The following is a 20,958-nucleotide window of genomic DNA, read 5'->3' on the forward strand; positions in this document are numbered from 1 at the left end:
TCACCGGTCCTCCTCGCCTTCCGTCGGGCGCTCCTGCGTGACCGGTCCCGCCGGGTGCTCGGGGTCGGAGACCGCGGAGTCCAGGGGGGCGTCGTGGGAGCTGGGGTGGGCCGGGGGTGTCTCGTCCTGCGGCGGGGCGGAGGTCTGCCGGGGCACGCCGGCCCCGCCGCCCGGCAGCGACTCGCCGCGGGCGAGCCGCAGGCCCGCCAGTGAGGCGGGGCCGGCGCCGCCGGTCGCCTCGACGGCGCCGGGGCGCTCGTCGGGGAACCCGGCGAGGATCCGGGACGTCTCCTTGTACGAGCACAGAGGAGCGCCGCGGGTGGGTTCGACGGTGCGGCCGGCGCGCAGGTCGTCGACGAGCCGCTTGACCGACTCGGGGTCCTGGTTGTCGAAGAACTCCCAGTTGACCATCACCACGGGGGCGAAGTCGCAGGCCGCGTTGCACTCGATGTGCTCCAGCGTGACCTTGCCGTCGTCGGTGGTCTCGCCGTTCCCCACGCCGAGGTGTTGCTTGAGCTCGTCGAAGATCGCGTCGCCGCCCATGACCGCGCACAGCGTGTTGGTGCAGACCCCGACCTGGTACTCGCCGGACGGCTTGCGCCGGTACATCGAGTAGAAGGTGGCCACCGCGGTGACCTCGGCCGTGGTCAGCCCCAGCTGCTCGGCGCAGAAGCGCACCCCGGTGCGGGAGACGTAGCTCTCCTCCGCCTGCACCAGGTGCAGCAGCGGCAGCAGGGCGCTGCGGCTGCCGGGGTAGCGCGCGATGATCTTCGCCGCGTCCTCGTCCAGTCGCTGCCGTACGTCGGCCGGGTAGTCCGGCGCGGGCATCGCGGGGATGCCGAGTGATACCTCTGTCACCGGTCGACGCCTCCCATCACGGGGTCGATGGACGCCACCGCGACGATGACGTCGGCGACCTGGCCGCCCTCGCACATCGCCGCCATGGTCTGCAGGTTGGTGAAGGACGGGTCGCGGAAGTGGACGCGGAAGGGGCGGGTGCCCCCGTCGCTGACCACGTGGACGCCGAGTTCGCCCTTGGACGACTCGACGGCGACGTACGCCTGGCCGGCCGGGACCCGGAAGCCCTCGGTCACCAGCTTGAAGTGGTGGATCAGGGCCTCCATGGAGGTGCCCATGATCTTCTTGATGTGGTCGAGGGAGTTGCCGAGCCCGTCCGGGCCGAGCGCGAGCTGCGCGGGCCAGGCGATCTTCTTGTCGGCGACCATGACCGGGCCGGGCTGCAGCCGGTCCAGGCACTGCTCGACGATGTCCAGCGACTGCCGCATCTCCTCCAGGCGGAGCAGGAACCGCCCGTAGGAGTCGCAGGTGTCGACGGTCGGGACCTCGAACTCGTAGTTCTCGTAGCCGCAGTACGGCTGCGACTTGCGCAGGTCGTGCGGCAGGCCCGTGGAGCGCAGGATCGGGCCGGTGGCGCCGAGCGCCATGCAGCCCGCCAGGTCCAGGTAACCCACGTCCTGCATGCGGGCCTTGAAGATCGGGTTGCCGGTGGCGAGCTTGTCGTACTCGGGGAGGTTCTTGCGGAACTTCTTCACGACCTCGCGGACCTGGTCCACCGCGCCGGGCGGCAGGTCCTGGGCGAGGCCGCCGGGGCGGATGTACGCGTGGTTCATCCGCAGGCCGGTGATCAGCTCGAAGAGGTCCAGGATCAGCTCGCGGTCGCGGAACCCGTAGATCATGATCGTGGTGGCGCCGAGCTCCATGCCGCCGGTGGCGATGGCCACCAGGTGCGAGGAGATGCGGTTCAGCTCCATCAGCATCACGCGGATCACCGAGGCGCGGTCCGGGATCGCGTCGGTGATGCCGAGCAGCTTCTCCACCGCCAGGCAGTACGCCGTCTCGTTGAAGAACGGCGTCAGGTAGTCCATGCGCGTCACGAACGTGGACCCCTGGGTCCAGGTCCGGAACTCCATGTTCTTCTCGATGCCGGTGTGGAGGTAGCCGATGCCGCAGCGGGCCTCGGTGACCGTCTCGCCGTCGATCTCCAGGATCAGCCGGAGCACGCCGTGGGTGGACGGGTGCTGCGGGCCCATGTTGACGACGATGCGCTCGTCGTCGGCCTTGCCGACGGTCTCGGCCAGCTCGTCCCAGTCGCCGCCGGTGACCGTGAAGACCCGGCCCTCGGTGGTCTCCCGCTCCTCGGCCTGCTGGGGTGCGTGGTGAGTGCTCACGAGTACGACCTCCGCTGGTCCGGAGCAGGGATCTGGGCGCCCTTGTACTCGACGGGGATGCCGCCGAGAGGGTAGTCCTTGCGCTGCGGGTGGCCCTGCCAGTCGTCCGGCATCATGATCCGGATCAGGGCGGGGTGCCCGTCGAAGACGATCCCGAAGAAGTCGTAGGCCTCGCGCTCGTGCCAGTCGTTGGTCGGGTAGACCTCGACGAGCGACGGGACGTGCCGGTCCGCGTCGGAGACGCTCACCTCCAGCCGGATCAGCCGGTTGTGGGTGATCGAGCGCAGGTGGTAGACGGCGTGCAGCTCGCGGCCCTTGTCCTCCGGGAAGTGGACGCCGCTCACGCCCGTGCAGAGCTCGAAGCGCAGCGCGGGGTCGTCCCGCAGGGTCCTGGCGACCAGGGGCAGGTGCTCGCGCGCGACGTGGAAGGTGATCTCGTCGCGGTCCACGACGACCTTCTCGATCGCGTTGTCCGGGACGAGACCCTGCTCCTCCAGGGCGCCCTCGAGCTCGTCGGCGACGTCGTCGAACCAGCCGCCGTACGGACGGCTCGCCGCACCGGGCAGCCGCACCGTGCGCACCAGGCCGCCGTACCCGGAGGTGTCGCCGCCGTTGCGGGCACCGAACATTCCGCGCTGGACGCGGATCGCCTCCCCGTGGTCGCCGCGCTGGCCGGGCAGTCCGGCCGCGTTGACGTCCCTGTCCGGGTTCGGGGTGTCCGGGGAATCCGTCATCGCGCGCCCCTTTCGTTCGCTTCTCCGCCCGCCCCCGCGGCCTGCGGCGCGGGAGGCGCCCCCAGGCGCAGAGGTGCGGGGCTCGTCGTTGCCTGCGGCCCGGCGGCCTCGCGTGCGTCGCTCACCGAAGCAGCCCCTTCATCTCGATCGTCGGCAGCGCCTTCAGCGCCGCCTCCTCCGCCTCGCGCGCGGCCTCTTCGCGGTTCACGCCGAGCTTGCTGTGCTGGATCTTCTGGTGGAGCTTGAGGATGGCGTCCATCAGCATTTCGGGGCGGGGCGGACATCCCGGGAGATAAATGTCAACAGGCACCACATGGTCAACACCCTGCACAATTGCGTAGTTGTTGAACATCCCGCCGCTCGATGCGCAGACCCCCATCGAGATCACCCACTTGGGGTTCGGCATCTGGTCGTAGACCTGGCGCAGGACGGGCGCCATCTTCTGGCTCACCCGGCCGGCCACGATCATCAGGTCCGCCTGGCGCGGGGACCCGCGGAAGACCTCCATGCCGAAGCGGGCCAGGTCGTACCGCCCGGCCCCGGTCGTCATCATCTCGATGGCGCAGCACGCGAGGCCGAACGTGGCCGGGAAGACCGAGGCCTTCCGGACCCAGCCGGCCGCCGCCTCGACGGAGGTGAGCAGGAACCCGCTCGGCAGCTTCTCTTCAATACCCATGGCTATTCTCCGCCCCTAATCCCATTCCAGGCCGCCGCGACGCCAGACGTAGGCGTAGGCGACGAAGACGGTGAGCACGAAGAGGAGCATCTCGACGAGCCCGAAGACCCCGAGGGCGTCGAAGGTGACGGCCCAGGGGTAGAGGAAGACGATCTCGATGTCGAAGACGATGAAGAGCATCGCCGTCAGGTAGTACTTGATCGGGAAACGGCCGCCCCCGGCTGGCTGCGGAGTCGGCTCGATACCGCACTCATACGCCTCCAACTTAGCCCGGTTGTACCGTTTTGGGCCGATGATGGAGGCCATGACCACGGAGAAGATCGCGAAGCCGGCCCCGAGGCCGCCCAGCACGAGGATGGGCGCGTAGGCATTCACGTCCCCGCTCCTTCCAGTCGACGATGACTGATGACGGACCGTGCCCGGACGTGCGCCCCACGCCACCTGGATCCCCTCCATGTGAGGCAGTTCACAAGCCCAGACTGCCCGCATCCTATGCCTCCTGGTCTGTGATCTGCGACACGGGGTTCACTCTGGCCTTTGTGATCTCTGCCACCAGTCGAACGATCATGAACGGGGATGAGCGGTGATCTTCTCACTCAGTAATCCCAAACGATCACCAGAAGTCACATTTACTTGCGTTTCCGCTGGTAAACAGGGGTGCCGCACTATCAGGCGCCGACGATCCGAGGCAAATTGGAGCTGGTCCGCAGGACGTGATAGCGCCTCGCCACTCGCGCGGGTGAGCCGCGAAACCCCGCACTGACAGCGGCCCGAGGCACGTGAACGCGCGCACGAGGATTTGCGGTTCGATGTCCCCATCATCCCGAATAAGGAAGATCGAAAAGGGGACAATAGCACTGCTCGCAAGCCAACTGTGGCGCATCACACTTTTGTTGAACGGAACCGACCTGGCCTGATACCCAAGTCTTCATGTCCCTTCAGACCTCGCATATACGCCGCCGGCGACGCGCCTCGCAGAGCCCCAACTGGGTGCGCCGCGCAGGAGTCGCCGGCGGCGTCATCGGAACGCTCGCCCTGACCGGAATGTCGTCTTCGGCGAACGCCGAGCCCTCGGCCGCCGACCCGGCGACCACGGGGAGCATCCCCGTCATCCCCGCCCTCTCCACCACCGCCACCGCCGCGCAGGCCGCTGACGCCGTCGACGAGACCGTCGTCGAGCAGCAGCTGGACGCCGCACGCACGGAGGCCCGCACCGAGGCCATGAAGGCCGCACAGAAGAAGAAGGCCGCCGCCGACGCGCGGTCGCGCGCCGCGGCCAAGGCCGCCAAGGCGCGCGAGACCGCGACCGCGTCCCGCTCCGCCGGACGCACCGCGCTGGCCGCCTCCTCCTCCACTTCCGCGACGGGCAGCGTCGCCTCCGTCATCGGCTTCCTGAAGGCCCAGGTCGGCAAGCCGTACGTCTACGGCGCCACGGGCCCCAGCGCCTACGACTGCTCCGGTCTCACCCAGGCCGCCTTCCGCACCATCGGCGTCGACCTGCCGCGCACCTCGCAGGCGCAGTCGACCTTCGGCACCCCGGTGTCCGTGAGCGCGGTCCAGCCGGGCGACCTCGTCTTCTGGGGCGGCGCGGGCTCCGCCTACCACGTGGCCGTCTACATAGGCGGCGGGCAGTACCTGGACGCGGCGAACCCGAGCAAGGGCGTCGTCATCCAGCAGATGTCCAACTACATGCCGACGTCGGCCGTCCGCGTGCTCTGATCACGCGCCCCGTCCCCACGGAGGCCGCCGGCCCGCGAAGGGCCGGCGGCCTCCTCCGTTCCACCCCGTGCGGTCCTCCGCCGCCGCGGGACGGGGCCGCCGCAGCGCGCCCCGCGGAAGGCGGCCGGACAGGGGTCCGGCCCCGCCGCAAGGAGAGGTACCGCACACGGGGCCGGACGACCGGGGAGCCCCGGACGGGGCTCACGGGCCGGAGCCGGCCTCCGCGGTGGCGGGGGACCGGGCTCCGGGCCTCGGGTTCATCAGCGGTGGCAGTCGCGGCCTCCGCCGTGCCAGACCCTGACCCAGTGGCCCGGCGTGCGGACCCATTTGACGCGACCGTGGCTGGAGACCCGCACCAGGCGTCCGGGACGGTACTCCAGCTTCCAGGAGCCCAGACCGACCGAGCACTGTCGCTGCCGGTCGCCGCGCCGGTCGTCGTCCCGGCGGTCGTCACCACGCCGGTCGCCGTCCCTGCGGTCGTCGCCACGGCGGTCCCCGTCCCGGCGGTCGTCACCACGGCGGTCGTCGCCACGGCGGTCGTCGCCACGGCGGTCGTCGCCCTGCCGGTCGCTCGAGCGGTGGTCCGTCGGGGCCGCGGAGGCCGGGCCGGCTGCGAGCACGCCCCCTCCGGCGAGCAGGACCGATGCGGCCGCGGCGGCCAGGACCTGGAATATGCGCGTGCTCATGTCTGCACCCTTCTGTTGATCACGAATCCCCGAGCAGTGATCAAAAGTATGAGCACAACGCCTCAAATCCCGCATTTCGAGCGCGAGCTGACTCCGGGGCAGACTCATCTGACATCGATGTCAACGACATCGATGTCAAAGAACCGGCGGTCCGCCCCGCCCGCGCCCCTCCACCCCGGCCCGCGCGAACCGGCGTACAGGGCTGCGGAGTTCACCGCTCGGCTCCCATGGGAGGTGATGCCGGGCGGGGCAACACGGCCGATCCCGGGCGGGGTTCGCGCCCGGGCCGCTCCGGCGCCGGGTCAGCCCAGTCGGGCGTCGAGCGCTTCGAGGTCGTCGACGAACCAGGTGCGGTCGCCGCGGTTGCACTCGCGCACCAGGTCCCGAAAGGCCTTGCTGGCCGTCGTGTACGCCGAGACGTCGCCCACGACGGCGAGCAGGATGCGGTAGTTGGCGAACTTCTGCAGGATCTCCCCCGCCAGGCCGGTGCGCAGGGCGAAGAACCGCTCGTCCAGGCGGCCGGCGGGGACGGCGACGACCTCCGCCCGCTGGAAGGCCGAGCCGATCACGTCGAGCGCGTCCTGGACTCCGCGGATCCGTGCGCCGTCCTCGCCGCAGACGAGGACCGGCACGCCCCGCCGCTCGGTCACCACGTCAGTCACGGCCCGCCTCCGGGTGCTCGGTGCGCTCCTCCGGGAACATGTCGTTCTCCCCTCCCATGACGTCGTCGATGGTCCGCAGGACGTCCGCCGTCGCCGCGGCGCCGCCGAGCACCACGACCTTCAGCCGCGAACGCTCGTCGTCGTACGCCGTCCGCACCCGGGCCAACTCGTGGGGGTCCCGCGCCATCTGGGCACCGGCCACGAGAAGGGTGCCCAGTCGGTCGGCCGCGGCCGCCCCGATGCCGTCCACCTCGACGATGGCCGAGACCTCCACCCGGTGCCGCGCGGCGGCCGCCGGCGCACCGGTGAGGGCGTCCAGGTCGGTCCGGGCGACGCGGTACTGCTTGCCGATGCGGACCGCCTTCAGCCGGCCGTCGCGGATGTAGCCGCGGACCGTGCGGACATGCAGGCCGAGCCGGTCCGCGACCTGCTCGACGGACAGCCAATCCCTCTCCATATGTATGCATCCTACCCTTCAAGGGGAAGGATAGGGGCGTTTACCTACCCACGCTCATGGCAGAGGGCAGAAAAAAGCCGCGCCGGCCCGAGCGGTACGGGCCGGCGCGGCAAGCGGGTGCCGGGACGTCAGGAGCGGGGCGCCACCTTCGACAGACCGTTGATCACGCGGTCCATCGCGTCGCCGCCCGACGGGTCCGTGAGGTTCGCCAGCAGCTTCAGCGTGAAGCGCATCAGCATCGGGTGCGTGAGGCCGCGCTGCGTCGCCAGCTTCATGACCTTGGGGTTGCCGATCAGCTTCACGAAGGCCCGGCCGAGCGTGTAGTAGCCCCCGTAGGTGTCCTTCAGGATCCGCGGGTACGACTGGAGCGCCAGCTCCCGCTGGGCCGCGGTGCCGCGCGCGTGCGCCTGGACGATGACGTCGGCGGCGATCTGGCCGGACTCCATCGCGTAGGCGATGCCCTCGCCGTTGAACGGGTTGACCAGCCCGCCCGCGTCACCGACCAGCAGCAGGCCCTTGGTGTAGTGCGGCTGGCGGTTGAAGGCCATCGGGAGGGCCGCGCCGCGGATCGGCCCGGTCATGTTCTCCTCGGTGTAGCCCCACTCCTCGGGCATCGAGGCGCACCAGGCCTTCAGCACCTCGCGCCAGTCCAGCTCCTTGAAGGAGGCGGAGGTGTTGAGGACGCCCAGGCCCACATTGGACGTGCCGTCGCCCATGCCGAAGATCCAGCCGTAGCCGGGCAGCAGCCGCGGGTCGCCCGGGACGCGCCGGTCCCACAGCTCCAGCCACGACTCCAGGTAGTCGTCGTCGTGCCGCGGGGAGGTGAAGTACGTGCGGACGGCCACGCCCATCGGGCGGTCCTCACGGCGGTGCAGGCCCATCTGGAGGGAGAGCCGGGTGGAGTTGCCGTCCGCGGCGACCACCAGCGGGGCGTGGAAGGTGACCGGGGTCTTCTCCTCGCCCAGCTTGGCCTCGACGCCGGTGATGCGGCCGGTGCGCTCGTCGCGGATCGGGGCGCCCACGTTGCAGCGCTCGTACAGCCGGGCGCCGGCCTTCTGCGCCTGCTGGGCGAGGAGTTCGTCGAAGTCCTCGCGCTTGCGCACGAGCCCGTAGTCGGGGAACGAGGCCAGGTCCGGCCAGTCCAGCTGCAGCCGGACCCCGCCGCCGATGATGCGCAGGCCCTTGTTGCGCAGCCAGCCGGCCTCCTCGGAGATGTCGATGCCCATCGCGACGAGTTGCTTGGTCGCGCGGGGCGTCAGGCCGTCGCCGCAGACCTTCTCGCGCGGGAAGGCGGTCTTCTCCAGCAGCAGGACGTCGAGTCCCGCCTTCGCCAGGTAGTAGGCCGTCGTCGAGCCCGCGGGCCCGGCACCTACGACGATCACATCGGCGCTGCGTTCCGAAGCGGCGGTCTCGGTCACGGTGCTCCTCGCTGCTCTGGGCTGATGCGGGACTGTCTGCGGCCGGCCGGCGGCGGCCGGACCGGACCCGTGCAGTCTATGTGGCCGCTTTCGCGCGCGGGCCGGGCGCCCCGGCTTAGCGCACCGCGCGGTGCAGGGCCACGATGCCGCCCGACAGGTTGCGCCATGCGACCTTCGACCAGCCGGCCTTCTGCAGTCGTGCGGCGAGGCCGGGCTGGTCGGGCCAGGCCCTGATGGACTCGGCGAGGTAGACGTACGCGTCGGGGTTGCTGCTGACCGCCCGGGCGACCGGCGGGAGCGCCCGCATCAGATACTCGGTGTAGACCGTGCGGAACGGCGCCCAGGTGGGGTGGCTGAACTCGCAGATGACGACCCGGCCCCCGGGCCGGGTGACCCGCAGCATCTCGCGCAGCGCGGCGTCGGTGTCGTGCACGTTGCGCAGCGCGAAGGAGATCGTGACGGCGTCGAAGACCCCGTCGGCGAACGGCAGCCTGGTCGCGTCGCCCGCGGTGAGCGGGAGGAAGGGGTGGCGGCGCTTGCCCTCGCGCAGCATGCCCAGGGAGAAGTCGCACGGCACGACCCGGGCGCCCGCCTCGGCGAAGGGCAGGGAGGAGGTGCCCGTACCGGCGCCGAGGTCCAGCACGCGCTCGCCGGGACGGACGGCGAGGGCCTGCGCGACGACCTTGCGCCAGCGGCGGTCCTGGCCGAGCGACAGCACGTCGTTGGTCAGGTCGTAGTTGGCCGCGACGTCGTCGAACATCGCGGCGACTTCGTGCGGCTGCTTGTCCAGGGAGGCTCGGGTCACGCCCCCATTCTTCACCCGGCGGCCCCGCGCCCCGCGCAGGGGCCCCGGCGGCCGTCGCGGAACGCCGTACGGCGCGGCCCGCGTGGGCCGGTCAGGCCCTGCGGTGCAGGAGCCGGCCGGCCACGACGGTGGCGAGGCAGGCGCCGTGCTCGTCGAAGACGGCGAAGTCCGCCCGGGCGCCCGGCTCCAGGGTCGGCGCCTGGCGCGCCGGCAGCAGCCCGCTGCGGTCCAGGGCGGAGCGCAGCGCGGGGTCGGCGGGGGCGGTGGCGACGGCGGTGACCCCCCGCCGCAGCAGGGCGTGTACGCGTTCGCGCGGAGTGGGGGCCGGCGGGAGTTCGCCCTCGTGGGTCAGGCCCGGACGCAGCGCGCCGGGCCAGTCGCGGACGCGGGCGCCCGGATGGGCCGCCCGTACCGCGTCGAGGGGGCCGACGGCGGCGAGGAGGCCGCCGTCGGCCACCAGGGCCGTGCCGTCGGTCCCGGAATGGATCGTCAGCATCGGCGGGGTCAGGAGGTGCTGAGCAGCTTCAGCTCCGGGTGCGCCGTGCCGCCCTCGATGGCCGTCGACGACAGGTGGGAGACGACGTGGTCGTCAACCGGGTCGTTCGCCGGGTCGTCGTGGACGACGAGGTGCTCGTAGGTGGTGGCGCGCTGGGCGGGGACCCGGCCGGCGGCGCGGATCAGGTGGATCAGCTCCATGCGGTTGGAGCGGTGCTTGGCGCCGGCCGAGGAGACCACGTTCTCCTCCAGCATCACCGAGCCGAGGTCGTCGGCGCCGTAGTGCAGCGACAGCTGGCCGACCTCCTTGCCGGTGGTGAGCCAGGAACCCTGGATGTGGGCGACGTTGTCCAGGAAGAGCCGCGCGATGGCGATCATCCGCAGGTACTCGAAGAGCGTGGCCTGGGTGCGGCCCTTCAAGTGGTTGTTCTCCGGCTGGTAGGTGTACGGGATGAAGGCGCGGAAGCCGCCCGTACGGTCCTGGACGTCGCGGATCATGCGCAGGTGCTCGATGCGCTCGGCGTTGGTCTCGCCGGTGCCCATGAGCATCGTGGAGGTCGACTCCACGCCGAGCCTGTGCGCGGTCTCCATGATCTCCAGCCAGCGCTCGCCGCTCTCCTTCAGCGGGGCGATCGCCTTGCGCGGGCGGGCCGGCAGCAGTTCGGCGCCGGCGCCCGCGAAGGAGTCCAGGCCCGCGGCGTGGATGCGGGTGATGGCCTCGTCCACCGGCACCTTGGAGATGCGGGCCATGTGCTCGATCTCGGAGGCGCCGAGGGAGTGGATGACCAGCTGCGGGAAGGCCTGCTTGATGGCGCTGAAGTGCTTCTCGTAGTACTCGACGCCGTAGTCGGGGTGGTGGCCGCCCTGGAACATGATCTGGGTGCCGCCGAGTTCGACGGTCTCCGCGCAGCGGCGCAGGATGTCGTCGAGGTCGCGGGTCCAGCCCTTGGCGGTGTCCTTGGGCGCGGCGTAGAAGGCGCAGAACTTGCACGCCGTCACGCAGACGTTGGTGTAGTTGATGTTGCGCTCGATGATGTACGTCGCGATGTGCTCGGTACCCGCGTAGCGGCGGCGGCGCACGGCGTCGGCGGCGGCGCCGAGGGCGTGCAGGGGCGCCGAGCGGTAGAGGTCGAGCGCCTCCTCGGGGGTGATGCGACCGCCGTCGGCGGCGCGGTCGAGGACGGACTGGAGGTCGGCGTTCTCGCTCACCGGGCATCCTTCCGAGGGGTGTGACGGACGCGCCCAGCCTACGCCAGGGGGTCAGCCGCCCTGCCTCCTGAGGTCCCCTTCCGGACGGCCGGCCAGGGAGTCGCCCGAACGGTAGTGCAGGGAGCCGTCCGCGTTGAGGGTGAACCGCTCGTCGGCCGAGCCGTCCGAGCAGACCCCGGGATGCGGGTTGGTGCCGCCGCTGGTGTCGAGCACGACGCTTTTCGCGGTGGCCTCGGCGAGCTTCCAGTCGCCGCTGCAGTCGTAGGGCTGGCCGAGCAGGTCCAGCACGCTCTTGTCGCGGCCGACGACCGCGCCGACCTTGCCCTCGCGCAGGGTGATCTCCATCGTCCCCGGCACCCCGTGGGCGGTGACGGTGTCGCCCTTCCAGGTACCGGCGAAGGCCTTCGGGAGGGCGTCCAGGCGCGGTTCGGACGCCGCCGGCGAGGACGGTGCCGGGGGCGAGGACGTGGCCGAGGACGCCGGTGCGGTCCCGGAGCCCGCGCTCCGCGAGGGGGTGCGCTCGCCGCCCTTGGCCTGGTTCGAGCCGTCGAGGAGTCCCGGCAGCACGAGCGCCAGGGTCACGGCCGCCGCGAGCAGCACGATCCCCGTCGCGGCCAGCGCGGCGACGCGGCCGCGGCGGCCCGGGGCGGGGGCGGGCGGCGGCGTGGCGGCGAACGGCGGTGCGTCCTGGGGCTCGGTCAGCGAGGGCGGCGGGCCGAACGACCCGTAGGAGGGCTGCGAACCGTACGAGGGGTGCGAACCGTACGAGGGGTGCGAACCGTACGAGCCGTGGCCGCCGCCCGGTCCCCCGGCGGTCCCTTCGGGGCTGCCGGCGGCCGGGCCCGGGTGCGGGGTGGGTTCGAGGTCGAGCAGTTCGACGGCCTGCCGCCCCAGGCGCTCCGTCAGCGGGGCGGCCAGCCAGCCGGCCCGCACCAGCGATGCGGCGTCGCCGCCGGGCGCCAGCAGTTCGGCGAGCCGGCGCGGCGTCGGGCGTACCGCGGGGTCCTTGGCGAGGCAGGACTCCGCGATCCGGCGCAACTCCTCGGGGACGCCGTCGAGTTCCGGCTCCTCGTGGGCGACCTTGTAAAGCAGGACGGCCGCGCTGTCCCCCGTGAAGGGGCCGCTGCCGGTCGCGGCGAAGGCCAGCACCGCGCCGAGCGCGAAGATGTCGGCCGCGGGGCCGGTGGGTCTGCCGGTGACCTGCTCGGGCGCCATGTAGCCGGGCGAGCCGACGACCACCCCCTTGCTGGTCAGGGCGGCCGTGGCGTCCATGGCACGGGCGATGCCGAAGTCGATCAGCACGGGACCGTCGAGCGAGAGCAGCACGTTGGACGGTTTGATGTCGCGGTGCACCAGCCCCCGGCCGTGCACGGCCTCCAGCGCCTCGGCCAGTCCGGCGCCCAGCGCCCGCACGCCCCGCGGCGACAGCAGCCCGAAGGTGGCGACGGCCTCGGACAGGGCGGGACCGGCGACGTACCGGGTGGCCACCCACGGGACCGGCGAGTCGGTGTCGGCGTCCAGCACCGGCGCGCTCCACACGCCGCCGACCCGGCGCGCCGCGTCGACCTCGCGCTGGAACCGGGTGCGGAACTCCAGGTCGTCCGCGAGTTCCGAGCGCACCACCTTCACGGCCACCGTCCGGCCGCCGGGGCTGCGCCCCAGGTAGACCCGGCCCATCCCGCCGGCGCCCAGCCGGCCCAGCAGACGGTACGGGCCGATCGACGAAGGGTCGTTCGCTTGCAGGGGCTGCATCTGCGCGCCTCTCGCCGGTGCGGAAGGTCAGTGGAGTTGTACCCGTGGCCGCCGTGGTCACCCCAGCCTTCGCGGCGGGCACCGGAGCGGATCCGGCGCCCGGCGCCGCGGCCGGGGCCGTCGCCGATCGTAGTGGGCCCGCCGGGCGGGCCCCGGGCCGGCGGCGGGGTGCCGCCGGCCCGTTGCGGGGGTCAGCTCCCGGCGCCCAGCAGTTCGACGCGCGCCTGCTCCGGGAAGCCCACCCGGCGGGCGAACTCGGCGATGCCGGTGAGCTGCTCGGGGCCGAGTGAGAAGTCCAGGGTGGTGAAGTAGCGCTGGAGGGTGTGGGCGTCGAAGGACTCCCAGCGGGCGGCCTGCTCGGCGACCTTCTCGACCTCCTCCATGCTCAGGTCGCGGGAGGAGAGGAAGGCCCGGTGCACCTCGTGCACGACGCCGGGAAGGGACTCCAGGTAGTCGCGGCGGGCGGCCCACACGGCGAAGACGAAGGGCAGCCCGGTCCACTCCTTCCACATCAGCCCGAGGTCGTGGACCTCCAGGCCGAGCAGCGGCGCGTCGTGCAGCGAGGCGCGCAGCGCCGCGTCCCCGATCAGGACCGCGGCCTGGGCCTCCTGCATCATCAGCGAGAGGTCGGGCGGGCAGGTGTAGTACTCGGGCTCCACCCCGTACTGCTCGGCGAGCAGCAACTGGGCGAGGCGGACCGAGGTCCGGCTGGTGGAGCCGAGGGCGACCCGGGCGCCGTCCAGGGCGCCCAGCGGGACCTGGCTCACGATCACGCAGGACATCACCGGGCCGTCGCAGCCGACGGCGATGTCCGGCAGGGCGATCAGCTCGTCGGCGTGCCGGAGGTACTCCATGAGGGTGATCGGACCGACGTCCAGCTCCCCGGAGACGAGCTGGGCGCTGAGCTTCTCGGGCGTGTCCTTGGTCAGCTCCAGGTCGAGCAGGGCACCCGTCCGGGCTAGTCCCCAGTAAAGGGGCACGCAGTTCAGGAACTGGATGTGCCCGACGCGGGGCCGGGTCCGGCGCACGCCACTGGCGGATGGAAGAGGCGCAGATTTGTCCACATCAGGAGGCTAGACCCCCGCGCAGGTGAACTTCAGGCGGGTCCCCGGCTCCGCGCCGGGCGCCCGGAGACCGGCACGGCGTTCACTCCGCGTTCGCGCCTCGCGCGGCGCGTGTGAAATCGGATCTTGTCGCTCTTCCCCGCCGCAGATGCTCCGTGCTACTGTCGTCGCAAGTTGCAGTTTGGTTTCCCTTGCAGTACAGAGCCTGCGGAGCATGTGACCGCGGGCTTTTGTAGTTTTCAGACTTCTTGCAGTGAGCAGGGCAGGTTCTGGAGCAGGGCAACCCTTTGGCCCAAGGAGGGCTTATGGCTACCGGAACCGTCAAGTGGTTCAACGCCGAGAAGGGCTTCGGCTTCATCGCCCAGGACGGCGGCGGCCCCGATGTCTTCGTCCACTACTCCGCGATCAACGCCTCCGGCTTCCGTTCGCTGGAGGAGAACCAGGCGGTGACCTTCGACGTCACGCAGGGTCCGAAGGGCCCGCAGGCGGAGAACGTCGTCCCCGCCTGATCGCGGACTGACGTGCAGTAACCGATAAGCAGTACCCAAGGAGCCCCGCACACATCGTGCGGGGCTCCTGCCTTTTGCGGGCGCCCGCGGTCGGAGCCCGGCACCATGCGATTCGATCCCGTGTGCGAAGTCGGTGGGGGCCGCCGCGCGGCGCGGTTTCACGGGCGGGGCGAGATGGCCCGATTACTCCGCGAATTCCACCGACCACACGATGAATCACCCTGTGGGCTGCGTGAGGGAAACGCGGAAATCGCGCCGCCCGTAACCGGGCCGGCTGCTTCACGTCGGAGGTCAGGCCCGCCCGCGCCCCCTCGCGGCGCGTCGACGCGCCCGCCCCCGCCCTCGGCATGGGTGAACGTTACCTTCGGTAACCTTCTCGGGTCGGCGGCGGCCTTCGGATCGCCGGCGCCCCGATCGGGGCCGGTACGCTGCGGGACGGCGGCCGTCCCCCACCACCGCCCCATCAGCGGCATCGCGGCGACGCGCTGCAGACCGACCGCGCCACGCCGTACGGTTCCCGGGCGGCGACCGGGGCAGGGCGGGACGCGTCCGCGGGCGGACTCCGCCCGCCCGTCCACGACCGCCCACCGACTCCGCGGGAACCCACGATGCCCCTGATGCTCACCCTCGCCCGAGGCGTGCTGACCGGTCTCGGCAAACACCCGGACGCCGAGGCGCCGCTGCCCGCCGAGCCGGCGACCGCGCCGGCCGTCCGGGTGGACCCCCGGCGGCTCGCCGCGTACGCCGAGGTGTGCGGCTTCCCCCCGGCCGAACGGCTGCCGCTGACGTATCCGCACATCCTCGGATTCCCGCTCGCCGCCCGGCTGATGGCCCGGCGGAGCTTCCCGCTTCCGCTGCTCGGCCTGGTGCACACGTGGATCGAGATCGTCCAGCGGCGCCCGCTCCTGTCCGGCGACCGACCCGACATCGCCGTCCACGCCGAGGAGTCGCGCCCCCACCGGCGCGGCGTCGAGGTCGTGATGGTCACCGAGGCGTCCGCCGGCGGGGAGGTCGTCTGGCGCGACCGCAGCGGCTTTCTCGCGCGGACTCGCGCGAGCGACGCGGAGGGCGGGGGCACGGCCGGCGGCGGCACGGCGGCCGCCGCGGCGACGGGACTTCCCGCCGTGGCGGAGTGGCGGCTCCCGGCCGGCCTCGGGCGCCGGCACGCCGCCGTGTCCGGCGACTGGAACCCGATCCACGTCCACCCGCTGACGGCGCGGCCGCTCGGCTTCCCTCGCGCCATCGCCCACGGGATGTGGACCGTCGCCCGCTGCGCCGCGGAGGCCGTCCCCGCGGACGCCGAAACGGTCACACTGCGGGCGGAGTTCAGGGCCCCGGTCCTGCTGCCCGGGACCGTCACCTACGCGGCCTCGGACGGGGACGCCTGGGGGCCCGGACGGGGGCGGGACATCGCCGTCCGCTCCGGGGACCGGATCCACCTCACCGGAACCGTCGGTCCGTAGACCGTGCCGGGCGTCCGGGCACGGGCGAACGGGAGTCGCCGATGGTGCGCGCCTGTCGGTGGAGGCGGCCCAGCCGTCGGGGTGGTCGGCGGTGTGCGTGAAGAAGCCGCGGAGCCCGCTCCACAGCCTTCCTCGCGGTTCAGGTGGGGGGACGGCAACGGCGTGCCGACGCCCGCCCGTTCGACGATGCCGCGACCGCCGCGCCGGGCATCTGCCGTTCGCGGACCTCTCCGGGCACCCGCCCGCGGGTCACTCCGCCCCCGACCGGCCCCCGGGTGTGTCAGCTGCCCTGCGTCGCCGCGCGCGCGGCGTCGTCCGCCTCGTCCTCCTGGGAGGCGCTGGCGGCGAGGTTCGCCCTGGTGCGCTCGACGCGCGCGGAGACCTGCACGGAGGCCGCCTCGCGCGCTCCGCGCAGCACGACGAAGCTGAGCGGCGCGCTGATCACCAGCGCGAGCAGCATCACCCACAGCAGGTTGGAGTCGCCGAGGCCGGAGGGCAGTACGCGGACGTAGACCAGGCCCCAGATCACCAGGAAGCAGGCCGCGAACAGGCCGAGACGCATCAGGGAGTAGCGCAGCATGGGGCTCGGCTTCCAGCTCACGGTCGTTGCCACTTCCTTCGTTTCCCTCGTTCCGGCCCGCGGGACGTACCGGACGTACCCGTATCAGTGAAGCACGGGCCCGCGGCGGTCAGGTCAGCGGGAGCCACATCGTGATGTCGTCCCGGTCGTCACCTGCGGCGACGCGTATCGCCGCGGGGACACGCCCGACCTCCTTGTAGCCGGCCGAGGCGTAGAAGCGCTCCAGTCCCATGCCGCCGCGGCAGGTGAGCTTCAGCCCCTCCAGGCCCAGGTCGCGGCCGGCTCGCTCCGCCGCCAGCATCAGCTCCCAGCCGTGCCCGCGGCCCTGCAGGGACGGGTCGACCATCACCGTGTACAGCCAGGCCCAGTGCCTCATCAGCCGGTGGGTGTTGAAGGTGAGGAAGGCCGAGGCGGCGAGCCGGTCGCCGTCGAACCCGGCGACCATGTGCGCCCTGCCCTCGGACAGCGCCGAGTAGTGCCGTTCGGCCTCGAGGGCGACGTCGGTACGGGTCACCGGCGCGACGAAGCCGACGGCGCCGCCCGCGTTGGTGACGTCGGTCCACAGGGAGACGAGCTGTTCCCGCAGACCGGGGGTGAGCTCGGGGTCGAGGGTGAAGCGCAGTGCCATGGCGCACACCCTAGGCACCGGGGCTGACAGCATTCGACGGGCGTCCGGACGCCGGACGACATCGGGGTGAAGGCGAAGCCTCGGTACGCCGGGGCGCGCGAGGGTACGCCGGGGCGCGCCGCCGACACACGGCGACGCGCCATCGGTTCCGTCCCGCGGGCGGTCTCACACGCGCATCGGCTGCGGCGACTCGCGGCGCGCCGCGTCGGGACCGGGGTACTCGCGGATGATCTCGTACCGGGTGTTGCGCTCGACGGGGCGGAAGCCCGCGTCCTGGATGAGCTCCAGCAGGTCGTCCCGGGTGAGCTTGTTGGGCGTCCCGTAGTTGTCGGCGTCGTGCGTGATCTTGTACTCGACGACCGAGCCGTCCATGTCGTCCGCGCCGTGCTGCAGCGCCAGCTGGGCGGTCTGCACGCCGTGCATGACCCAGAACACCTTCACGTGCGGCACGTTGTCGAACAGCAGCCGGGAGACCGCGAAGGTCTTCAGCGCCTCTGCGCCGCTGGCCATCGTGGTGCGCGCCTGGAGGGTGTTGCGGACCTTGCCGTCCTTCAGGTCCACGAAGTCGTGCTGGTAGCGCAGCGGGATGAAGACCTGGAAGCCGCCGGTCTCGTCCTGCAGCTCGCGCAGCCGCAGCACGTGGTCCACCCGGTGCCGGGGCTCCTCGATGTGCCCGTACAGCATGGTGCACGGGGTCTTGAGGCCCTTCTCGTGCGCCAGGCGGTGGATGCGCGACCAGTCCTCCCAGTGGGTGCGGTGGTCGACGATGTGCTGCCGCACCTCCCAGTCGAAGATCTCGGCGCCGCCGCCGGTCAGCGACTCCAGGCCGGCCTCGATGAGCTCGTCCAGGATCTCGCTCGCGCTCATCCCGGAGATCGTCTCGAAGTGGTGGATCTCGGTGGCGGTGAACGCCTTCAGCGAGACGTGCGGCAGCGCCTCCTTGAGCGCCTTCAGCGAGCGCGGGTAGTAGCGCCACGGCAGCGTCGGGTGGAGGCCGTTGACGATGTGGAGCTCGGTGAGGTTGTCGCCCTCCATCTCCTTCGCCAGCCGGACGGCCTCCTCGATGCGCATCGTGTACGCGTCCTTCTCCCCCGGCTTGCGCTGGAAGGAGCAGTAGGCGCAGGAGGCGGTGCAGACGTTGGTCATGTTGAGGTGGCGGTTGACGTTGAAGTGGACGACGTCGCCGTTCTTCCGCGTCCGCACGTGGTGGGCGAGACCGCCCAGCCAGGCCAGGTCGTCGGACTCGTAGAGGGCGATGCCGTCCTCGCGGGTCAGCCGCTCACCCGCGTAGACCTTCTCCTCCAGTTCGCGCTTGAGCCCCGCGTCCATCGTCCGCCTCGCCTTCACCATCCGAAATCGACCGTTCGACCTTACGCCTAGATGCTCTCGGGGAGTTCCCCGACCCGGTTCTCCCACTTCGTGGAGAGCACGACCGTGGTGCGGGTGCGGGCGACGCCCTTGGTGCCGGACAGCCGGCGGATCGTGTGCTCCAGGCCGTCCACGTCGGGGACCCGCACCTTGAGCATGTACGAGTCGTCGCCGGCGATGAACCAGCAGTCCTCGATCTCGTCCAGGTCGCGCAGCCGGGTGGCCACGTCCTCGTGGTCGGCGGCGTCGCTGAGCTGCAGCCCCACCAGCGCGGTCACCCCGAGGCCGAGGGCCGCGGGGTGGATCGTGGCGCGGTAGCCGGTGATCACTCCGGCCTGCTCCAGCCGGTTGATCCGGTCGGTGACGCTCGGTCCGGACAGGCCCACCAGCCGGCCCAGCTCGGCGTACGAGGCCCGGCCGTTCTCACGGAGGGCCTGGATGAGCTGCCTGTCCACCGCGTCCATCAGACTGGACCCCTTCATTCATGCCACGACTGAGCTGTCAGGACAAGAATCTAAGGCATCCACGGGGATGTGCCCTGCGCATCAATCCGCGGCAGCCCCGTCGACCCCGGCCCCGGCGGCGCCCAGCTCGCCCTCCCAGCGCCGGTACAGCTTGTGCGGCACCTGTACGGCGTCCAGTACCCGGCCCGCGACGAAGTCCACCAGGTCCTGGATGTCCCTGGCCCCCGCGTAGAAGGCGGGCGAGGCCGGCAGCACCACGGCGCCCGCCTCGTCCAGCGCGACCAGGTGCCGCAGGGTCTGGCCGCCGAGCGGCGTCTCCCGTACGGCGACGACCAGCGGCCGCCGCTCCTTGAGGGTGACGCTCGCCACCCGCTGCAGCAGGTCCTTGGAGAGCCCGAGGGCGACGCCCGCCACGCAGGCCGTGCTCGCCGGCACGATCAGCATCCCCTTGACCGGGTACGAACCCGAGCTCGGCCCCGCCGCGAGGTCCCCGGCGGACCAGTACCGCACCCGGCTCAGATCGGTCTCGAACCGATCGGGGGTGCCGTCCGCGCCGCGGGCCAGCCAGCGGGCCAGGTCCTCGCGCCAGTGGGCGTCCCGGAAGGGCGCCCCGGTCTCGTCCAGGACGGTGAGCCGGGCGGCCCGGCTGACCACCAGGTCCACCGCCTCACCGGCGTGCAGCAGCGCCCGCAGCACCGCCGCGGCGTACGGCGTCCCGGAGGCCCCGGAGACCCCGACCACCCACGGTGTCCCGCGCTCGCTGTCGTCCATGCCGCGAGCCTATCCGGCCACTCGTACAACCTTCCGGCCACCTCGCGGGTCCAGTTCTCGTTCACGTGTCGACCGAGGAGTACGTCATCAACGCCACGCGCAAGGGCATCGCCGCCTTCGGCTGTGCCGCCTTCATCGCCACCACCGCCGCCTGCGGCACCGCCGGCGACCTGAGCGCCGGTGCCAGGCTCCAGCGGGCGCTCGACCGCCTCGGCGAGCAGAAGGCCGTCACGGTGTCCGTGGGCTTCGACGGCAGCGAGCAGCGCATCTGGTCCGCGCTCAAGGGCTCGGACGGATTCACCCGGGCCGACGCGAAGATGCTCGCCGGTCTCGACGTCTCGCTGTCCGTGAGCGCCGCCCGGCCGCTGAAGGACCTCAAGGACGACAAGGACGTCAAGGACGCCAAGGACGACAAGGCGGAGGGCGCCTCGGTGGCGCTGCGGGTCTCGTTCGGCCGGGGCGCGGACCTGCTGGAGATGCGCAGCCTGTCGGACGGGAAGACCTATCTGCGGGTGGACGTGCAGCAGTTCCTGTCGCTCGCGGACGATCTCGGCTCCGCGCAGAGCAAGGGCGGTATGAAGGGCTTCCGCACGTTCCTCGACGCCGCGGACGAGCTGCCCTCCTCCTACAGGTCGGTGAAGGACGCGCTCGGCGGCAAGTGGATCTCCGTCGACCCCGCGGCCTTCCAGGAGTTCTCCCGGAGCATGGCCGCGGCCGGCCCGGCCGGATCGCCGCTCCCGGACACCCCGGAGCTGGACGCCGGGACGCAGGAGCGGATCACCAAGGCGCTGCGCCGGGCCCTGGAGCGCAACGCGAAGATCACCGACGCCGGCACCAAGGACGGCGCCGACATCGTCAAGGTCACCGTCCCCGCGGGGAAGACGGCCGACGCGCTCGCCGACGCCCTGGAGCCGCTGGCGGACAAGCTGCCCGAGGGGGTCTCGCCCTCCGACCTGAAGGACGTGCCCGACAAGGACGTCACCGTGGACGTGGCCGTCAAGGACGGCACGCTGTCGGGGATCAGCCTCGACCTCGACCAGTTCGACTCCGGTGACGAGATCCACGGCGCGCTGCCGCTGACCGTCGGCTTCGCCCCCGACGCGGCGCCCGTCGCCGCTCCGGCCGGCGCCACCCCGCTCGACCCGCAGGACGTCATGGGCGCCATGATGCAGTTGATGATGGGCGGAATGGACGAGTAGGCCCGGGAACCGCCACCGATGCCCTTGTCGTTGTCTACCGTGAGGGAAGCCTGGCCGGACAGGCGGGCGGTGGACAACCACGAGGGGGGACCTGTGGCGTACGAACCCGT

General features: G+C 71.8%; 23 protein-coding genes. 4 read left to right on the top strand and 19 right to left on the bottom strand.

Annotated elements, in window-relative coordinates; genetic code table 11:
* From nuoE to PV342_RS19810, 5 genes are all read right to left on the bottom strand, one after another.
* On the bottom strand, window positions 1-828 hold the full coding sequence (gene nuoE, locus PV342_RS19790; protein ID WP_400804508.1) for an NADH-quinone oxidoreductase subunit NuoE: 828 nt from the start codon (window positions 826-828) through the stop codon (window positions 1-3).
* Window positions 829-854: 26 nt separating this feature from the next.
* Window positions 855-2,189 carry an NADH-quinone oxidoreductase subunit D gene (locus PV342_RS19795; RefSeq protein WP_018558794.1) on the bottom strand — a complete coding sequence of 445 codons (1,335 nt, stop codon included), beginning with the start codon at window positions 2,187-2,189 and terminating at the stop codon, window positions 855-857.
* Window positions 2,186-2,923: an NADH-quinone oxidoreductase subunit C gene (locus PV342_RS19800; RefSeq protein ID WP_329186283.1), complete on the bottom strand. Its 738-nt coding sequence runs from the start codon at window positions 2,921-2,923 to the stop codon at window positions 2,186-2,188. Before PV342_RS19800 ends, PV342_RS19795 begins: the two co-directional genes overlap by 4 nt.
* Window positions 2,924-3,044: 121 nt before the next feature.
* Window positions 3,045-3,599 (bottom strand): NuoB/complex I 20 kDa subunit family protein, encoded by a 555-nt coding sequence (locus PV342_RS19805; RefSeq protein ID WP_018558792.1) that lies wholly within the window; start codon window positions 3,597-3,599, stop codon window positions 3,045-3,047.
* Between the two features lie 15 nt (window positions 3,600-3,614).
* Window positions 3,615-3,974 (bottom strand): NADH-quinone oxidoreductase subunit A, encoded by a 360-nt coding sequence (locus tag PV342_RS19810; RefSeq protein ID WP_089226370.1) that lies wholly within the window; start codon window positions 3,972-3,974, stop codon window positions 3,615-3,617.
* Between the two features lie 555 nt (window positions 3,975-4,529).
* On the opposite strand from PV342_RS19810, the gene PV342_RS19815 reads away from it, so the two are divergent.
* Window positions 4,530-5,318, top strand: coding sequence for a C40 family peptidase (locus PV342_RS19815; RefSeq protein WP_078619855.1), 789 nt, complete (start codon window positions 4,530-4,532; stop codon window positions 5,316-5,318).
* Between the two features lie 260 nt (window positions 5,319-5,578).
* Here the strand turns inward: PV342_RS19815 and PV342_RS19820 are convergent, their stop codons facing one another.
* From PV342_RS19820 to PV342_RS19860, 9 genes are all read right to left on the bottom strand, one after another.
* The gene (locus PV342_RS19820) at window positions 5,579-6,004 is read right to left on the bottom strand and encodes a hypothetical protein (RefSeq protein WP_500318103.1); all 426 of its coding nucleotides are present in this window, start codon (window positions 6,002-6,004) and stop codon (window positions 5,579-5,581) included.
* Between the two features lie 302 nt (window positions 6,005-6,306).
* Entirely contained in the window at window positions 6,307-6,666 is a 360-nt protein-coding gene (locus tag PV342_RS19825; protein WP_400804315.1) for a DUF4180 domain-containing protein, read from the bottom strand.
* Window positions 6,659-7,123, bottom strand: coding sequence for a helix-turn-helix domain-containing protein (locus PV342_RS19830; protein WP_018558788.1), 465 nt, complete (start codon window positions 7,121-7,123; stop codon window positions 6,659-6,661). Before PV342_RS19830 ends, PV342_RS19825 begins: the two co-directional genes overlap by 8 nt.
* Before the next feature lie 128 nt (window positions 7,124-7,251).
* A complete protein-coding gene (locus tag PV342_RS19835; RefSeq protein ID WP_329186288.1) occupies window positions 7,252-8,541 on the bottom strand; it encodes a geranylgeranyl reductase family protein in 1,290 nt (429 codons plus the stop codon).
* Between the two features lie 115 nt (window positions 8,542-8,656).
* The gene (locus PV342_RS19840) at window positions 8,657-9,346 is read right to left on the bottom strand and encodes a demethylmenaquinone methyltransferase (protein ID WP_018558786.1); all 690 of its coding nucleotides are present in this window, start codon (window positions 9,344-9,346) and stop codon (window positions 8,657-8,659) included.
* Between the two features lie 91 nt (window positions 9,347-9,437).
* Window positions 9,438-9,842 carry a hypothetical protein gene (locus PV342_RS19845; RefSeq protein ID WP_500318105.1) on the bottom strand — a complete coding sequence of 135 codons (405 nt, stop codon included), beginning with the start codon at window positions 9,840-9,842 and terminating at the stop codon, window positions 9,438-9,440.
* Window positions 9,843-9,850: 8 nt separating this feature from the next.
* Complete coding sequence (mqnC, locus tag PV342_RS19850) at window positions 9,851-11,050, bottom strand: cyclic dehypoxanthinyl futalosine synthase (RefSeq protein ID WP_386991267.1); 1,200 nt, start codon at window positions 11,048-11,050, stop codon at window positions 9,851-9,853.
* Between the two features lie 51 nt (window positions 11,051-11,101).
* Window positions 11,102-12,802: a serine/threonine-protein kinase gene (locus PV342_RS19855; RefSeq protein ID WP_500318107.1), complete on the bottom strand. Its 1,701-nt coding sequence runs from the start codon at window positions 12,800-12,802 to the stop codon at window positions 11,102-11,104.
* Between the two features lie 191 nt (window positions 12,803-12,993).
* Complete coding sequence (locus PV342_RS19860) at window positions 12,994-13,830, bottom strand: menaquinone biosynthetic enzyme MqnA/MqnD family protein (protein WP_500318109.1); 837 nt, start codon at window positions 13,828-13,830, stop codon at window positions 12,994-12,996.
* Between the two features lie 341 nt (window positions 13,831-14,171).
* Here PV342_RS19860 and PV342_RS19865 point away from each other — a divergent pair, with 341 nt between their 5' ends.
* Both PV342_RS19865 and PV342_RS19870 read left to right on the top strand, forming a co-directional pair.
* A complete protein-coding gene (locus PV342_RS19865; RefSeq protein ID WP_018558781.1) occupies window positions 14,172-14,375 on the top strand; it encodes a cold-shock protein in 204 nt (67 codons plus the stop codon).
* Window positions 14,376-14,983: 608 nt separating this feature from the next.
* Entirely contained in the window at window positions 14,984-15,838 is an 855-nt protein-coding gene (locus PV342_RS19870; RefSeq protein WP_500318110.1) for a MaoC/PaaZ C-terminal domain-containing protein, read from the top strand.
* Window positions 15,839-16,118: 280 nt separating this feature from the next.
* Here PV342_RS19870 and PV342_RS19875 read toward each other — a convergent pair whose 3' ends face one another.
* The 5 genes from PV342_RS19875 to PV342_RS19895 form a co-directional block, all read right to left on the bottom strand.
* The gene (locus tag PV342_RS19875) at window positions 16,119-16,418 is read right to left on the bottom strand and encodes a DUF4229 domain-containing protein (protein WP_018558780.1); all 300 of its coding nucleotides are present in this window, start codon (window positions 16,416-16,418) and stop codon (window positions 16,119-16,121) included.
* A gap of 109 nt (window positions 16,419-16,527) precedes the next feature.
* Window positions 16,528-17,046 carry a GNAT family N-acetyltransferase gene (locus tag PV342_RS19880; protein ID WP_329186292.1) on the bottom strand — a complete coding sequence of 173 codons (519 nt, stop codon included), beginning with the start codon at window positions 17,044-17,046 and terminating at the stop codon, window positions 16,528-16,530.
* Between the two features lie 165 nt (window positions 17,047-17,211).
* Window positions 17,212-18,375 carry an aminofutalosine synthase MqnE gene (mqnE, locus tag PV342_RS19885; RefSeq protein ID WP_026250949.1) on the bottom strand — a complete coding sequence of 388 codons (1,164 nt, stop codon included), beginning with the start codon at window positions 18,373-18,375 and terminating at the stop codon, window positions 17,212-17,214.
* Window positions 18,376-18,422: 47 nt separating this feature from the next.
* The gene (locus tag PV342_RS19890; RefSeq protein ID WP_018558776.1) at window positions 18,423-18,878 is read right to left on the bottom strand and encodes an Lrp/AsnC family transcriptional regulator; all 456 of its coding nucleotides are present in this window, start codon (window positions 18,876-18,878) and stop codon (window positions 18,423-18,425) included.
* An 81-nt stretch (window positions 18,879-18,959) separates the two neighbouring features.
* Window positions 18,960-19,649, bottom strand: coding sequence for a UbiX family flavin prenyltransferase (locus tag PV342_RS19895; RefSeq protein WP_018558775.1), 690 nt, complete (start codon window positions 19,647-19,649; stop codon window positions 18,960-18,962).
* A 65-nt stretch (window positions 19,650-19,714) separates the two neighbouring features.
* Between PV342_RS19895 and PV342_RS19900 the strand changes: the two genes are divergently transcribed.
* The gene (locus tag PV342_RS19900; RefSeq protein ID WP_400804294.1) at window positions 19,715-20,848 is read left to right on the top strand and encodes a hypothetical protein; all 1,134 of its coding nucleotides are present in this window, start codon (window positions 19,715-19,717) and stop codon (window positions 20,846-20,848) included.
* Window positions 20,849-20,958 lie beyond the last annotated feature (110 nt).

This window comes from Streptomyces sp. PA03-3a, from assembly GCF_033792735.1.
In the GTDB taxonomy this organism is placed as follows: domain Bacteria; phylum Actinomycetota; class Actinomycetes; order Streptomycetales; family Streptomycetaceae; genus Actinacidiphila.

Excerpts from the sequence above, each read along its gene's own strand:
- PV342_RS19855 (WP_500318107.1), bottom strand. The coding sequence starts at position 12,802 with ATGCAGCCCCTGCAAGCGAACGACCCTTCGTCGATCGGCCCGTACCGT.
- PV342_RS19875 (WP_018558780.1), bottom strand. The coding sequence starts at position 16,418 with ATGCTGCGCTACTCCCTGATGCGTCTCGGCCTGTTCGCGGCCTGCTTC.
- PV342_RS19820 (WP_500318103.1), bottom strand. The coding sequence starts at position 6,004 with ATGAGCACGCGCATATTCCAGGTCCTGGCCGCCGCGGCCGCATCGGTC.
- PV342_RS19865 (WP_018558781.1), top strand. The coding sequence starts at position 14,172 with ATGGCTACCGGAACCGTCAAGTGGTTCAACGCCGAGAAGGGCTTCGGC.
- nuoE (WP_400804508.1), bottom strand. The coding sequence starts at position 828 with ATGCCCGCGCCGGACTACCCGGCCGACGTACGGCAGCGACTGGACGAG.
- PV342_RS19870 (WP_500318110.1), top strand. The coding sequence starts at position 14,984 with ATGCCCCTGATGCTCACCCTCGCCCGAGGCGTGCTGACCGGTCTCGGC.
- PV342_RS19815 (WP_078619855.1), top strand. The coding sequence starts at position 4,530 with ATGTCCCTTCAGACCTCGCATATACGCCGCCGGCGACGCGCCTCGCAG.
- PV342_RS19895 (WP_018558775.1), bottom strand. The coding sequence starts at position 19,649 with ATGGACGACAGCGAGCGCGGGACACCGTGGGTGGTCGGGGTCTCCGGG.
- PV342_RS19890 (WP_018558776.1), bottom strand. The coding sequence starts at position 18,878 with ATGGACGCGGTGGACAGGCAGCTCATCCAGGCCCTCCGTGAGAACGGC.
- PV342_RS19845 (WP_500318105.1), bottom strand. The coding sequence starts at position 9,842 with ATGCTGACGATCCATTCCGGGACCGACGGCACGGCCCTGGTGGCCGAC.
- PV342_RS19880 (WP_329186292.1), bottom strand. The coding sequence starts at position 17,046 with ATGGCACTGCGCTTCACCCTCGACCCCGAGCTCACCCCCGGTCTGCGG.
- PV342_RS19830 (WP_018558788.1), bottom strand. The coding sequence starts at position 7,123 with ATGGAGAGGGATTGGCTGTCCGTCGAGCAGGTCGCGGACCGGCTCGGC.
- mqnE (WP_026250949.1), bottom strand. The coding sequence starts at position 18,375 with ATGGACGCGGGGCTCAAGCGCGAACTGGAGGAGAAGGTCTACGCGGGT.
- PV342_RS19805 (WP_018558792.1), bottom strand. The coding sequence starts at position 3,599 with ATGGGTATTGAAGAGAAGCTGCCGAGCGGGTTCCTGCTCACCTCCGTC.
- PV342_RS19800 (WP_329186283.1), bottom strand. The coding sequence starts at position 2,923 with ATGACGGATTCCCCGGACACCCCGAACCCGGACAGGGACGTCAACGCG.